Genomic DNA, 14,885 nt, shown 5'->3' on the forward strand with positions numbered 1-14,885 from the left:
TCCTATTACCTCAACTGGCATCCAAAGGAGAAATATCCGGAACTGGAGAGGCACTTTGAGCGCGACTTTTTTTGTCAATTCGAGTCCATGCGGCTCTTGTGTGTTATATAAATGCAGTCCATTTAAGAGGTTGGGAGGTATAAAGATGCCAAAAACGATATTAGTTGTAGACGACGATGAAGAAATCGTAAAACTCATCACAAAGAGTTTAAAGTACGAGCAATTTGCAATAATTTCGGCATGTTCCGGGAAAGAAGCCTTATCTGCATTGGAAGAAAATCACATTGATTTCATCGTTCTTGATATAGTGATGCCTGATATGGATGGACTTGATGTCTGCAGAAGTATCCGAAATTCTTATAATGTCCCAATTCTGTTTTTAAGTGCGCGTGATAAGGACATTGATAAAATCGTCGGGCTTGAAATAGGAGCAGACGATTACATGACCAAACCTTTCAGTATTCAGGAGCTTGTCTCCAGGATAAAGGCTCACTTCAGAAAAGTGGACAGGCTTTTTAAAGAGTGGGGTGAACTTAGTCCCAGTAACGAAAAGGCGGATGCTCCGCTCATTTTGAACGATAAGACGTTTGAAGCATTTCTGAATAGCAGGAAGCTCGACTTATCAACGAAGGAATTTCAGATTCTGTCTATCCTCATGCGCCACCCCAATCATGTATTGACTCGTGAGCAGATATATGAAAACGTTTGGGGAGACGAATACGGAGAAATAAATACCGTAACGGTTCATATAAAAAATATCCGTAAGAAACTTGGTTCTGAATATGACTTTATTAAAACAATATGGGGCATAGGATATAAATACACGGAAAGAGAGCAATAGTATGAAACTGAAAATAAAGCTTCCTCTTTTGTTCCTGCTGATGTTTATAATATTCATGTTTTCGATTGGAATGTATCTGAAGCTTGTCTTTGCAGTATATTCCCCTATACGCAGTTCATTGCTGGACTCGCGATATATAGCATTGCTCCTGCCCATATTTGCAATTGCCTGTTTCATATTTATTATTCTGATTATCTATATTCATTTTTGCATAGAGAAACCCATTCAGCTTCTGAATACCAGGCTTGAAGAAGTAAATATTGTACATCCACTGCCTCCGCTAGCTCTGAGAAGTAATGATGAGATCGGAGAACTTTATAAGCACTTCAATAAGATGGAGCATCGGCTTCAACTCGCGCACAAAGAGCAGATCGATATGATCGCGGCAATTGCCCACGACTTGAAAACACCCTTGACATCTATTAATGGTTTTACTGAACTGCTGGCTACACACAAGGATTTACCAGAAACTGAAAAGCAGGAATATTATGATTTGATTCAAAGGAAGTCAGGATATATGGTCGAACTCATCAATGATTTCTCCAGTTTCACCAAAGAAAAACTGGAGTTGGAATCTATGGTAGCTAAACCTGTAAAAGCTTCAAAATTATTTGAAAACATTGCCCTTGAATATGAGTATGAGTTGGCGGGACTTGACAACGAGCTTACTTGCCGCCATTCATTCACGGAAAATATATTGCTGATGGTCAATGAACCGATGATACGTCGGGTTTTCGGCAACCTCTTTAGCAATGCTGTAAGATATGGAGGGAAAAATAAACTGAAAGTGTATATGACAGGATACCCGCTAGGACAGTATGCCTTTTTTCAAATCGAAGATAATGGAATTGGAGTGCCGGATAAGGATATATCTTCTCTGTTCCTCAAATTTTTCACTGTGGATAAATCGCGGCAAATCCAAAAGGGCGGGCTGGGTCTAGGTCTTGCAAGCTGTAAATCCATTATTGAACATCATAGGGGCGAAATTTGCGCCTACCCTTCCGAATATGGCGGTTTGGGGATAAGATTCAGCCTTCCCTTGGCCGCACAACACTGATTTTATTTTTGCACATTTTCTTTTACTACAGGAGTTAAAGGCTGCTGCCAGGTGTGAACACCCAGGCAGCAGCCTTTTTTGTTTTTTCAGCGGTTTATAGTTTTTTATATTCTCTTTATAAACATTTATTTTTCTTTTAAAGAAGCTTTATCTTTGTGTTGTAAAAATTACTTGTAGTAAAAAAACTACAATCACTAGAACTGGAAAAGGAGGATGTTGCAATGTCAATTGAGTTCAGCCGTTGGCCCAATCACTACATGATGTCATACCAAGTCACCAAAGCTTTGGGTATGGCAAGCCTCGGTGCTACGGACGTCACCGAGATCTACGAGGCCTGCAAAAAAATCGACCCCGATGACAAGGACACGTGGCACAGGGAATGGCTCATAACGGCTCAGGCATTGGAAAGACACGGCAAGGAGGCCGAAACGGCTGGAAACTGGTATACAGCACGAAACTGCTACATTCGTGCCTGCAATTACTACAGAATTGCGGAATATGCGGTGATGGATGATGACACCGAGAAAATCCGTGTATTTAAGAAAGTAAATGAACTCTTCGAAGCTGCCGGAAAGTACTTCGATGTCCAACCGGAGAAGATCCAAGTCGATTACGAAGATGTCAAGTTGGATGGTTACTTCTTCTCCCCTTCCTGGATAAAAGGTCCGAAGCCGACCCTTTTTGCTCTCAACGGTGGCGACGAGTGGTCAATTGAAAACTATTTCTGGCTAGGTCCCGCTTTTATTTCGTGTGGATATAACTTTCTGGTCTATGACCAGCCTGGGACCGGCCTCTCGCTGTACGAAAAGGGAAAAGGAAGACGAGCGGACAGTGAGGCTTTCCATTCCCGGGCAATCGACTTTCTTCTAACGCGGCCGGAAGTCGATCCCGATAAGATTATCGTGCACGGGGAGAGTTTTGCGGCTTACGACTCGCTGCGATTCGCTTCGTTCGATCACAGGATTGCTGCCGTCATCTCCGACGGCGGTACGCACGCCTTCGACTGGGATGCCATGCTTAAATGGATGCCGCCGAGTCTGGCCGCACACGGCATGAGAATTCTGGGGGCAAAAAGCTTGGAGGATTTTGCGGGGAATCCGCGTTTTGCCTATGATCTTGAGGGCGTGCTCCACCAGATAGAATGTCCGCTTCTTGTAATGCACGGAGCGGAAGAGATATTGGTTCAGCCAAATCCGCTGACACAAGCCTTGAAGAATTACGAGCAAGCGGGTTCGAAAAACAAGACGTTCTTCCCGATAGAGGATAGACGACTTGGCGGATTAGAACACTGTCAGGTAGACAACATCAACGTGCTGCATGAGGTAGTGCTGAATTGGCTCTGCTCAATTGGGCTTGGGCCAGCCTCGCCTCGCTTAAGCGATTGCCAGGACATCATAAAGTAGATTTATTGAAAAATTTCTGATTGAGCTTGTTCAGGAGTGTTGTACTTAGAATCCTGAATAAGCTCTCTGTTTATGGAGGAGTTGAAGGCTATGAGTATTTTATCAAAGGAAAAAAATGGCGGAACGCCCGCCATACAAATTGAGGGAGTGCACAAAAAATTTGGCGACTATATCGTATTGAACAATCTTTCGCTGGAGGTGAGCCGAGGAGAGATATTTGGATTTTTGGGACTGAATGGCGCTGGAAAGACAACGACCATAAAGATGCTCTTGGCGATGCTCAAGCCAACCTCCGGCAAGCTCTATATGTTAGGTGAAAAGGTCGATGCCGGAAACTATAAATTATGGGACAAGGTTGGATATTTGGAGGAGGCTACTTTTTATCCCGATTTAACTGTAGTTGAAAATCTTGACATAGCACGACGCATGCAAGGGGTGCCTGACAAAGATTCCGTAAATCGGGTTATCTATAAGTTGGGGCTTGAGCTGCACAAACAGAAGAAGGCAAAGAATCTTTCTTTAGGAAACAAACAACGCCTGGGACTTGCGAAAGCAATGATTCACAATCCGGAAATTCTAATATTGGATGAGCCGATAAATGGCCTCGATCCCGCAGGCGTGGCGGAGATACGGAATATGTTATATAACCTAGCGAAAAATTTCGGCGTAACTGTTTTTATATCCAGCCATCTGTTAGAGGAACTCTCGAAAGTTTCCACACGCATTGGGATTATTCACAATGGCCATCTTGTTAAAGAAGTCGCAATGGATAAGCTGGAGCAATCGTTACAGAAAAACTTAGTGGTGAATGGCCGCGACAAACATGCCTTAAAGGAGGTGCTTGAAGAGCATGGATATGAATTTGAGGAGATAATAGACGGCTATATTAAACTAACCGATGACCACGCAGCGGATAGTCCTGAACGACTGGCCGAACTGCTGGTTAAATCCAATCAACCGCCAACATTGCTTCGAGTGATTACGGAGGATTTGGAAGGATATTTTCTCCGCACAATTGGTATGACAAGGGGGAATATATAAGGGGGAATATATAATGAATATTTTTTCTGTCTTACATTGTGAGATTCGCAAGATTATCCGCGCCAATGTGTTTTGGTTGGTATTTCTTATTTTTGCATTTGGGCCAATCATGATGGGAGTCGGAATTATTTTATCCAGTGACGCCGGCGGCATCAATTGGAAAATGTATTTAACCGAATTGCTTGATAGTCTTGCCCCGCTGGGACTTATCGGGTACACCTTTATCGCGGCATGGGTATTTGGACGAGAGTTTTCGGATAAAACAATTAAAGATTTGCTTGCAAAGCCCGTTTCCAGATCGAAAATTGTACTGTCCAAATTTCTTGTAATTTTAGCATGGAGCCTATTACTTTCCATGTATATGTTTGCCATAGGTTTTGCCGTGGGGGGTATTCTAGGAGTTGCGGGCGGGTTAGCTTCTTTTATTTGGAATATCTTCTTTAAATTCATTATAACATCGCTATTGTTTATTATTGTTACCACACCAGGCACTCTTCTGGCCAATGTGAGCAAGGGATACTTGGCACCATTAGGACTCATCCTGATAATCGTCATTCTCTCAAATGTTTTGGCCTCTTTTGGATTCGCCCCCTATTTTCCGTGGACCATCCCGTCGGTATTTCAAAGCACCGGGTTTTTAAAGTTGAGTAGTATAATCATTCTTGCGTCTACGGGAATAGCCGGAATAGTCGGAACATTTGCCTGGTGGAGATTTGCCGAGCAGCAATAAACGCGCTACATGCACTGAGTTGTAGATATATCAATTATGAAAAGGAACAACAATCTCTCCGCTGCTCGCACGTTCATGCTTGACGACAAACTAAGCGCTGGATTGGAGAGTGTACCACAACCGAAGCAGTTCAAAACGCGCGTTTCAAGGGTTGAAACATACACACAGCCCATTCTGGAGGGCAAAGGGTTGAACGATTAGAACGGACAAATGGATCGGATATTCTCAAGAAATACGAAAGGCGAGGAACATCTGCCGAAGAGCAGGTGTTTTTTTGCTTAGAATTACAGAGGGAGCAGCAACCCTTAAATTATGAGGGGGGATATGATGTGTTCTTATGCTGAACCTGTTTCCGGTGTTCACCGGCATCGGGCTGATCATTCCGATAATGCCGAAATTCATTAATGAACTGGGGATTGCCGGAAGATGTGTAATACTCCCATTGAGCCAGTCGACTTCAACGGTAAGTTGATCGACCAGCTTTTCTAGGCGCTCCTGTTTGCTTGCGTATTCCTTTCTTATCTTGTCCGCTTCACTCGTCCCTTTCTCGAACACCATAGACGCCCGGCTCAGAAACTCGGCTTTCCACCAGCTAATCATCACGGACTCATTTCATATTTGGCGGCAATCTCGTTCACGGTCTGCTCTTCCTGCAAGACCTCCAGCACAATCTTCGTCTTAAAATTTCCTGCGTATCTTTTTCGAGCATAGCGCACCTCATTTCAAGTGATTGGAATAATATAACATTATCACTTACATCATGAACAAGTCTACCGTGTTTAGGATTAAGTAATCATCGGAAGCATTGGGAAAGAAAAAAGCTGTTCCCCAGTAGCTAAACCTACTTTTTGGGAACAGCCCATATTTAAATGATGTTTGTTTCCAACATGCCTTCGAGATCTTCTTTGGTAAGATGGTAGTGTGCGTTACAAAAGTGGCAATGAGCTTCAGCCTGTCCATCGGTATGGATCATATCTTCTATTTCCTTATTGCCTAAGCTGATAATGGCATTGGTAACGCGCTCTTCTGAGCAGGGACAATGAAATTGTACAGGCATGGTTTCCAGTATGTTCAGGTTGCTTTCTCCCAAAATCTGACCCAGAATCTGCTCTGGCGTAAGACCTTCCATGACCATTGCGGAGATGCTTGGAATGCTCTCAATGCGTCTCTCGATAAAACTGATAACCTCCTCCTGCGTATCTGGCATCAGCTGAATAATAAAACCTCCAGCCGCCTGAATAGAGTTATCCGGGTTAACAATAACTCCCGCTCCTACAGAAGAAGGAATTTGTTCGGATTGGACGAGATAAGATGTGAAATCCTCCCCCAGTTCACCCGAAACGAGAGGGACTTGTCCAACAAATGGGTGTTTTAAGCCGATATCTTTAGATACAATTAGCGCTCCATCTGTTCCTACAGCTCTGGCGACATCTAATTTCCCTATCTGATTAAGCTCAAAATGGGTTTGTGGATTTTTTACATAACCTCTAACTTCACCTTTGGAGTTGGTATCGACAAGAATAGTGCCGATAGGTCCGCCGCCATTAATCCTGATCGTCAGTTTATCCTCATCTTTAAGCATGGCTCCCAGCATGACGCCGACCGTCATAGAACGTCCCAATGCAGCCGATGCTGTGGGCCAGGTATAATGACGCCGTTGAGCTTCACTTACCGTTTCCGTTGTTCTCACGGCATAAGCCCGTACCTGGTTATTGTAGGCAAGAGCTTTTACTAAATAATCGTTCATGTTCATATTCCTTTCTGTTCATTAGAGTTCTTTACAAGACCATTTTTTCCTGAATCCAGTTCTCCAAAGAAGTCATTTTGTCATCATATCCTTCTTTAAAAAAGTCAGCGGATAGTGACGCGATGGTTTCTCTTTTCAGAACGGCTTTCCAGGAGGCTTCCGCTTCTTCCATTAAATTTGCCAGTAAACAACACTGATCGTCTTTCTTTAATTCAAGCATATCGTTGTAGATACCGCTGGAAGAATAGAGAGTCTGTTGTCCTTCAATCGCCAGATAAATATCAAATACCCGTATATCCTCAGGTTTTTTCTTTAATTTGAACCCGCCCTTGACACCAGGTACAGAAGTAATCAAATCGGCGCTAACCAATTTACGTAACAGTTTATGAAAATAAGTAGGTGAAGCACCTAACTGCTGGCTAATGGCCTCCCCAGGTAAAACGGCTTTGTCCGGCAGCATCGTGAGTAGAAGAAGCGCGTAGACAGATTGTTCGACACCTGTTTTCATATGCACTAGCAATCACCTCAATCTTTATAACAGTGCTAATGTGGATAATTATTATCCACATAAATGCATGATAGACGAGCTTCTCGTAAAAGTAAACTGTTTTTGAACAAAAACTAAAAATTTAAATCATTTGCAATTTATAACGGGACACATTATCATAATTGACGTATCAATTGATAGGTCAAAGAATTAAGGCATTGAGGAAAATTCGTAAAATAATATTTTGACAGGGGGTTTATATATAATGACTACGCGTAACGTTGCACTATCTATATTAGATCTTGCACCTGTCCTTGAAGGCGGCACTCCTGCCGATTCCTTCCGTGACACGGTGGATCTTGCCCAGCATGCTGAACAATGGGGGTACCATCGGTACTGGCTAACGGAGCATCATAACATGCAGGCGGTCGCCAGTGCGGCTACGTCCGTGATCATCGGGCATGTAGCTGCACATACAAACAAGATTCGGGTCGGTTCAGGCGGTATTATGCTGGCTAACCATGCTCCACTCATGATTGCAGAGCAGTTTGGAACCCTAGAGTCGCTCTATCCGGGACGAATTGATCTGGGACTTGGCCGGGCTCCAGGCACGGATCAACCTGCGATGAGGGCACTGCGGCGAGGGCTTCACAGTACTGGGGAAGATTTCCCTGAGCAATTGAATGAACTGCGTTCTTACCTGAATCCAGCGCTGAACGGAGCCGTTCCGGGAGTAAGAGCAGTTCCTGGAGAAGGGCTGGACATTCCCATCTGGTTACTGGGATCAAGCGGATTCAGCGCACAGCTGGCAGGTCAGCTTGGGCTGCCGTTCGCATTCGCCAGCCACTTTGCCCCGGCTCATTTGCTACAGGCTCTGGAGTTGTACCATCGCAATTTTCGGCCATCCAAAGCACTGGATAAGCCATATGTGATGGTCGGTGTTAATGTGCTTGTTGCAGATTCTGATGAGGAAGCAAAATGGCTCTTCACTTCACAAGAACAGCAGTTTCTAAATGTGCTGCGCGGGCACAGCGGAGGACTGAAGCCACCAGTGGATGACATGGAAAAGCTATGGAGTGAGCACGAGAAGGAGATGGTTCGTGGTAATATGCTGGGGTATTCAGCCATCGGCAGTCCCGACACCGTCAAGCAAAAGATGGATTTGATAATCGACCAGACGAGAGCCAATGAGTTGATTACAACCTCTCAGGTATATGACCATCGGGCGCGCCTGCGCTCGTACGAGCTGCTAGCCAAAGTGATGCGTATAGTTGGGTAATTAGATGAGTTAAACGAATGAGGCCGTGCCAGAAAGGTTCTTATAACCGATTCTGACATGGCCTTTATTTTGTGCGTGGCAATGATCGTTTACCAAATGAATATATCCATTTTTTCAGATGGGTAAAAATTAAAATTTATTTTTGATTATTTTTGTATTACATATTTTCAAATTAAAACAAAAGTGTTATAGTCTCCGTAAGCAAAAATAAACACTATAATAAAGTGATTCAAAACTAAACAGAACTTGGAGGTCTTTTTCCTATGGTACAAAGTCTGTGGATTTCTTCACAAGCATCTGAGCAGAAAAGCACGCTGGAACAGCTCGTATACCGTTCTAACCTGATTGGCACAGATAGGAGTGTGTGCAACTGGGGAGGCGGCAACACTTCGGCCAAAACGATGATACAAGATTTTCGTGGGCGTGAAGTAGAAGTGATGTACGTTAAGGGCAGCGGTTCCGATCTAGCAACAATGAAAGCGCATAACTTCACAGGGCTTCGTATGGAGGATATTCGTCCTTTATTTGAAAGGGAAGATATGTCTGACGAGGATATGGTGGCATATTTGGCGAACTGTATGATAGATGCCAAGCATCCACGGGCTTCAATTGAGACGCTATTGCATGCTTTTCTGCCTTTTAGACATGTCGATCATACACACCCGGACGCGATTATTAGTTTGTGTTGTGCGCACAACGGTAAGGAAATGGCTAAGGAAATTTTCGGTGACCGTTTTGTATGGGTGCCTTATATCCGTCCTGGCTTTAAGCTGTCGAAAATGATTGCCCAAGGTGTAATCGATCATCCACAAGCTGAATTGGTATTGATGGAAAAGCATGGTCTGGTTACGTGGGGAGAGACATCCGAAGCGGCTTATGCGAAAACAATCGAAATCATTCAAGAAGCAGAAAGCTATATTAAAGCTCGTCAAGAGGAAAAGCAGGCGTTTGGAGGCGCAAAATATAAAGCGCTTACTTCTGAAGAGCGCCGAAGCATTGCGTCCCAAGTTATGCCATCCGTCCGGGGTGCAGTCAGTGATGAGAAAAAGATGATCCTTACCTTTGATGACGCGGAGGATGTGTTGGAGTTTGTAAACGGCCGAGATTCTGCTCTTTTATCCCAGGTTGGGGCAGCGTGCCCGGATCATCTGGTTCATACCAAGATGAAGCCACTCTATGTAGATTGGACACCGAATGTGGAGGACGTAGAGGGCCTGAAAGTTAAGCTCGCTGAGGGTATAGCGGCCTATAAGGAGCAGTACCAAGCTTATTTCGAGCGTAATCGGCATGAGGGAGATGTTATGTTTGAGGCTGCGCCACGTGTAATTTTGATTCCGGGTATTGGTATGATCAACACAGGAAAAAGCTGGAGCAACGCGCAGGTAAGCGGCGCCTTGTATCATCGTGCTATTGCTGTCATGCGAGGGGCAACGACGTTAGGAGAGTTTGTTTCGCTCAGTGAGAACGAGTCATATAACGTGGAATATTGGCCGCTGGAGCTTTATAAGCTGTCACTCGCACCAGCAGAAGTTGAATTTTCCCGTAAAATTGCGTTCATTACAGGCGGTGCAGGTGGGATTGGCAGTGCAACCGCGCGTCGCTTGGTGGATGAAGGTGCACATGTCGTACTGGCAGATCTGAATCTGGAAGGCGCGCAAAAGGTAGCCGCAGAGATAAATAGCAGCTACGGAGAAAACCGAGCCATCGCCGTAAAAATGGATGTGACGCAGGAGGAGCAAATTCAGGCTGCCTATGCAGAAACGGCATTGACCTATGGCGGTGTAGATATCATCGTCAACAATGCAGGCCTTGCTACATCCAGTCCGTTCGATGAAACATCGTTAAAGGAATGGAATTTAAATGTGAATGTGCTGGGAACGGGTTATTTTCTGGTTGCACGAGAAGCGTTTAAGCTCATGAAGGAGCAGACACTTGGTGGTAGCATGGTGTTCGTCGGCTCCAAAAACTCGGTCTACGCAGGTAAAAATGTAACAGCCTATAGCTCGGTCAAGGCGCTGGAAGCGCATTTAGCCCGTTGTATTGCCGCAGAAGGCGGTGAATATGGCATCCGTGTGAACACCATTTTGCCGGATGCCATTCTGCAAGGTTCGGCAATATGGAACTCCAATTGGCGCAACGAGCGCGCTACCGCCTACGGCATCGAGCCCGACCAGCTAGAGGAGCATTACCGCAAACGGACGACGCTGCTGGTTAACATTTACCCGCAGGATATCGCCGAGGGCATTGCCTTTTTCGCCTCATCCAAGGCAGAGAAAACGACAGGCTGTATGCTGACCATCGACGGTGGCGTCCCCGCAGCCTTTACGCGCTAGGAAGCCTAAGGAAGGCAAATGCACTAATCCAAGCCACATGACCATAGTTACGAAGGGTTGTAAAACACTTTGGAAAACACGTAAATAAGCAATATAACGTATTTACGTGTTCTCATCCTTTATATACACACTAACACTTTAAAAATAGAAGTGACTTTATGGGTGGTCAGCAGCGGAGCGGGCGGAATTGTTCTGAAGAAACGAAGTGTTCGCCTTTGCAACGAGATTTTAACCTTATCATGTGTTATAAAATGAAAAATCCCGTTGCAACAGCGATCGGAAGAACAATCCGCACGCGAAGCGGCCTCCCGTAACTCACTTTATTTTCCTAGGAGGAACCACGATGAGTGACAAAGCGTACGCCTTATTCGAGGAGCAACAGCAACAACGGGGCATTGACCTGGAGCAAGTAAAGGCAAAGCTGAAAGCGCTTAGCATAGAAACACCATCCTGGGGATATGGCGACTCAGGTACACGGTTTAAAGTCTTTCAGAAAACAGGCGTCCCGCGTGATCCGTTCGAAAAGTTGGAGGATGCCGCGCAGGTTCATGCTGTGACAGGCTTATGTCCATCCGTTGCGATCCACATTCCGTGGGATACAGTGGACAATTACGGCAAGCTTCGCGGTCATGCCGAAAGCCTCGGTTTGCAGATTGGGGCCGTGAATCCCAATTTGTTTCAAGATGAGGACTACATGCTCGGCAGTGTCACCAATGTAGACCCGGCCATCCGCCGCAAGGCCATCAACCATTTGCTGGAATGCGTGGATATTGCGAAGGAAACGGGCTCTAACGATTTTAGCTTATGGTTCGCAGACGGAACGAATTATCCCGGTCAGGGGGATATTCGCAAACGGAAAAATTGGATGCTGGAAGCGCTCAGTGAAATGTATAAGGCGCTCACACCTGACATGCGCATGCTGATTGAATACAAGGCGTTCGAGCCAGCCTTTTATCATACGGATATTGCCGATTGGGGCATGGCGTATAATTACGCGACTAAGCTGGGACCGCAGGCACAGGTACTGGTGGATACAGGGCATCATTTGCCGGGAGCCAACGTGGAGCATATTGTCGCGTTTCTAATTGATGAGCAGCGACTAGGTGGGTTCCATTTTAATAGCTATAAATATGCAGATGATGATCTGATTGTAGGTTCTACCAATCCGTATGAGTTATTTTTGATCTTTTATCAAATTTTAAATGCCGCTCAGGATGTAGAAGCTGATATCCGCCAAACCGTGGACAAAATCGCATACTTGATTGATCAGTCGCACAATATTGAATCCAAAATCCCGGCCATGATTCGCTCCGTGTTGAATGTACAGACTCAATATGCAAAGGCACTCTTGATTAATCATGCAGAGGTGGAAGATGCAGCAAACCGCCAGGATGTGCTGGGTGCAGAGGATGCTGTACGCCAGGCGTTTGAGTTTGATGTGGCACCATTGCTCAGAGCGATCCGTGAAGAGCAGGGATTACCTACAGACCCGATGAAAGCCTACTTGGCATCTAATTATGGCACGCAGATTTTACAAAGAGGCAAGGGTGGTGCAAGCTGGTGAGTATCCTCGCTTATGATTTGGGGGCAAGCAGTGGCAGGGTTCTACTCGGAGAATTGACAGATTCACGTATCGTGGTGGAGGAAATCCATCGCTTTTCGAATGATCCGGTCAAAGTTGGGGAACGTCTGCACTGGGATCTGTTGCGTCTGTATCACGAGGTTCAGCAAGGTTTGCTCAAAGCCAGACATATGGGAGTGAATCCGTCCAGTCTTGCGATTGACTCTTGGGCGGTCGATTTTGGATTGATTGGGGAAACCGGAGAACTGCTAGGCAACCCTTATCATTATCGGGATTGGCACACCCAGGGGGTGATGGAAGAAATACAGGGACGGCTAGGGAAAGAGTCCATTTTTCAGCGTACAGGCATTCAATTTTTGACGTTTAACACGATTTATCAGCTGGCTGCTATGCGAAATGCCAGTTCACCGTTGCTGGAGCAGGCAAAGCATTTTTTGATGATTCCAGATCTGCTGCGGTATTTTCTGACAGGTGAAATGTACAATGAGTTTTCGAATGCGACCAGCACGCAATTATATAATCCGTTGCAGCAAAAATGGGATGAAGAGCTTTTGTCTGGAATCGATATCCCCCGTTCCTGGTTTGGTGAGGTCCTAGAACCAGGAAATGTTGTAGGAACGATCCGCTCGTCGGTCATGACCGATCTGGGCATTGGAGCGATTCCTGTGATTGCAGTAGCAGAGCACGATACAGGATCTGCTGTGGCTGCCGTACCTGCGCTGGAGCGCTCGTTTGCGTACTTAAGCTGCGGAACATGGTCCCTGATGGGAACGGAAACGGCACAGCCTGTAATCAATGACGATACGCTTCGTTTTAATTTTACGAACGAAGGTGGGGTTGGTCGAACTTACAGGCTGCTTAAAAACATTATGGGCTTGTGGATTTTACAGGAGGCGCGCAGAGAGTGGAAGCGGCAGGGCTACTCCTATTCCTTCCCCGAACTGGTTCATATGGCAGAACAGGCTCCAGCATTCACTTCTTTGATTGATCCGGACGATGAACTGTTCCTGCACGCCGGGGATATGAAAACACGTATCCGTCAATATTGCCGCAACACTGGGCAGCCGTTGCCGGTGACGCCGGGAGAGATTACGCGCTGTATTTTGGACAGTCTGGCGTTAAAGTATCGTTACATTTTGGAGCTTACGGAACGGGTGTCAGGACAACGGTTTAATGGTTTGCATATGGTCGGAGGAGGGATTCAAAATCGCTTGCTGTGCCAATGGACGGCCAATTCAATTCAAAAACCCGTTTGGGCTGGACCCGCAGAAGCGAGCGCAATCGGCAATCTTGCGGTACAATGGATGACACAGGGAAAGTTCGCCGATATATGGGAAGCACGCCGGGTCATCGCAGATTCTATTTCCGTGGAGGAATATGAACCTGCCGAGTCAGAAGCGTGGGAGGATGCCTACGGGCAATTCCGGCGAGTGGCGGGACTTTTTGTACATTAAAGATGTGGAGTGAGATTGCCATGCTGGTCGCAGAAAGATATGAGATGATTGTGCAGCTTGTTAATGAAAAAGGAAGCATACGGGTGTCCGAATTGAGTGAGTTGTGCAAAGTAACGGAGGAAACGATCCGCCGTGATCTGGACCGCCTGGAGCAGGCGGGACGACTGCGCCGTTCGCATGGGGGAGCGGTCAGTGTCAAAAACGAGCAACCTGAAACGCCCTATACGGTACGGGAAATTATGAACGCAGAGGAAAAGCGTAGGATTGCCGAAGAAGCGGTCAAGCAGATTCAGCCGAATGATCGTATTTTGCTGGATGCTAGCACAACCGCCTGGTATATGGCGTCGAGCTTACCGGATATTCCTTTGACAATATTAACAAATTCGATTCGGGTAGCTACAGAGCTGGCGGGTAAGGAAAAAATCGAGGTCATTTCGACGGGGGGGCAGTTGCTTCAACGCTCGTTGTCATATGTAGGCCCGCTCGCAGAGCGTTCACTAGAAACCTATTATGTGGATAAATTGTTTTTCTCCAGCCAAGGGGTTCATCTGGATCGCGGTATTAGCGAATCGAATGAACTGCAAGCTCGTTTGAAGCAGAAAATGGTCAGCATTGCAGACCGTGTGATTTTACTGGCGGATGCGAGCAAATTTGGGCAGCAGGCGTTTACGCATGTCGTGAACCTGTCGCAAGTGTCCGAGATCATTACAGATTCACGGTTGTCGGACCCGATTCGCAGTCAACTTGCGGAGCTGGCTATTCCAGTTACGGTTGTATAAAGCGGGGAGTTTCCAAGGTGAAGGCCGCTTTGCGTTTCATTTAATCTTACGATCGCTGTTGCAGGGGGATTCTTTGATGATGTAAAAAAGTTATAAGTGAGAATCCCGCTGCAAGCTTCTAAATTATCACTTCCCCGGATTTTTAGCATTGA

Annotated in this window: 14 protein-coding genes; 11 read left to right on the forward strand and 3 right to left on the reverse strand. The window is 45.8% G+C overall.

The genetic code is table 11. From position 1 onward, the window contains the following. Nucleotides 1-145: 145 nt before the first annotated feature. From AOU00_RS23910 to AOU00_RS26745, 6 genes are all read left to right on the forward strand, one after another. Nucleotides 146-841, forward strand: a complete 696-nt coding sequence (locus AOU00_RS23910; RefSeq protein WP_069291824.1) for a response regulator transcription factor — start codon at nt 146-148, stop codon at nt 839-841. Nucleotide 842: 1 nt separating this feature from the next. Then, nucleotides 843-1,898 (forward strand): HAMP domain-containing sensor histidine kinase, encoded by a 1,056-nt coding sequence (locus AOU00_RS27625; protein WP_028541664.1) that lies wholly within the window; start codon nt 843-845, stop codon nt 1,896-1,898. Nucleotides 1,899-2,119: 221 nt separating this feature from the next. Continuing rightward, nucleotides 2,120-3,301 (forward strand): alpha/beta hydrolase family protein, encoded by a 1,182-nt coding sequence (locus tag AOU00_RS23920; RefSeq protein ID WP_069291825.1) that lies wholly within the window; start codon nt 2,120-2,122, stop codon nt 3,299-3,301. Between the two features lie 90 nt (nt 3,302-3,391). Beyond that, nucleotides 3,392-4,342 carry an ABC transporter ATP-binding protein gene (locus AOU00_RS23925; protein ID WP_039275251.1) on the forward strand — a complete coding sequence of 317 codons (951 nt, stop codon included), beginning with the start codon at nt 3,392-3,394 and terminating at the stop codon, nt 4,340-4,342. Nucleotides 4,343-4,355: 13 nt separating this feature from the next. Beyond that, on the forward strand, nt 4,356-5,072 hold the full coding sequence (locus tag AOU00_RS23930) for an ABC transporter permease (protein WP_039275252.1): 717 nt from the start codon (nt 4,356-4,358) through the stop codon (nt 5,070-5,072). 36 nt (nt 5,073-5,108) lie between these two features. Further along, nucleotides 5,109-5,273, forward strand: coding sequence for a YdeI/OmpD-associated family protein (locus tag AOU00_RS26745; protein WP_155729760.1), 165 nt, complete (start codon nt 5,109-5,111; stop codon nt 5,271-5,273). Between the two features lie 24 nt (nt 5,274-5,297). On the opposite strand, the gene AOU00_RS27770 is transcribed toward AOU00_RS26745, so the two are convergent. The 3 genes from AOU00_RS27770 to AOU00_RS23945 form a co-directional block, all read right to left on the reverse strand. Then, nucleotides 5,298-5,672: a hypothetical protein gene (locus AOU00_RS27770; protein WP_081112497.1), complete on the reverse strand. Its 375-nt coding sequence runs from the start codon at nt 5,670-5,672 to the stop codon at nt 5,298-5,300. Nucleotides 5,673-5,937: 265 nt separating this feature from the next. Continuing rightward, nucleotides 5,938-6,819, reverse strand: a complete 882-nt coding sequence (gene hslO / locus AOU00_RS23940; protein WP_069291826.1) for an Hsp33 family molecular chaperone HslO — start codon at nt 6,817-6,819, stop codon at nt 5,938-5,940. 31 nt (nt 6,820-6,850) lie between these two features. Next, a complete protein-coding gene (locus AOU00_RS23945; protein ID WP_080710773.1) occupies nt 6,851-7,327 on the reverse strand; it encodes an RrF2 family transcriptional regulator in 477 nt (158 codons plus the stop codon). A 244-nt stretch (nt 7,328-7,571) separates the two neighbouring features. Here AOU00_RS23945 and AOU00_RS23950 point away from each other — a divergent pair, with 244 nt between their 5' ends. The 5 genes from AOU00_RS23950 to AOU00_RS23970 all read left to right on the forward strand — a co-directional run bounded on the left by AOU00_RS23950 (nt 7,572) and on the right by AOU00_RS23970 (nt 14,733). Further along, on the forward strand, nt 7,572-8,585 hold the full coding sequence (locus tag AOU00_RS23950) for an LLM class flavin-dependent oxidoreductase (RefSeq protein ID WP_069291827.1): 1,014 nt from the start codon (nt 7,572-7,574) through the stop codon (nt 8,583-8,585). A 263-nt stretch (nt 8,586-8,848) separates the two neighbouring features. After that, nucleotides 8,849-10,918 carry a bifunctional aldolase/short-chain dehydrogenase gene (locus AOU00_RS23955; RefSeq protein ID WP_069291828.1) on the forward strand — a complete coding sequence of 690 codons (2,070 nt, stop codon included), beginning with the start codon at nt 8,849-8,851 and terminating at the stop codon, nt 10,916-10,918. Nucleotides 10,919-11,261: 343 nt separating this feature from the next. Next, nucleotides 11,262-12,482 (forward strand): L-rhamnose isomerase, encoded by a 1,221-nt coding sequence (gene rhaI / locus AOU00_RS23960; protein WP_069291829.1) that lies wholly within the window; start codon nt 11,262-11,264, stop codon nt 12,480-12,482. After that, nucleotides 12,479-13,954: a rhamnulokinase gene (gene rhaB, locus AOU00_RS23965; RefSeq protein WP_069291830.1), complete on the forward strand. Its 1,476-nt coding sequence runs from the start codon at nt 12,479-12,481 to the stop codon at nt 13,952-13,954. The genes rhaI and rhaB overlap by 4 nt, the downstream gene beginning before the upstream one ends. A 20-nt stretch (nt 13,955-13,974) precedes the next feature. Further along, nucleotides 13,975-14,733, forward strand: a complete 759-nt coding sequence (locus tag AOU00_RS23970) for a DeoR/GlpR family DNA-binding transcription regulator (RefSeq protein WP_069291831.1) — start codon at nt 13,975-13,977, stop codon at nt 14,731-14,733. The last annotated feature ends 152 nt before the right edge of the window (nt 14,734-14,885 follow it).

Origin of the sequence: Paenibacillus polymyxa, from assembly GCF_001719045.1 — a bacterium.
Lineage (GTDB): Bacteria > Bacillota > Bacilli > Paenibacillales > Paenibacillaceae > Paenibacillus > Paenibacillus polymyxa_B.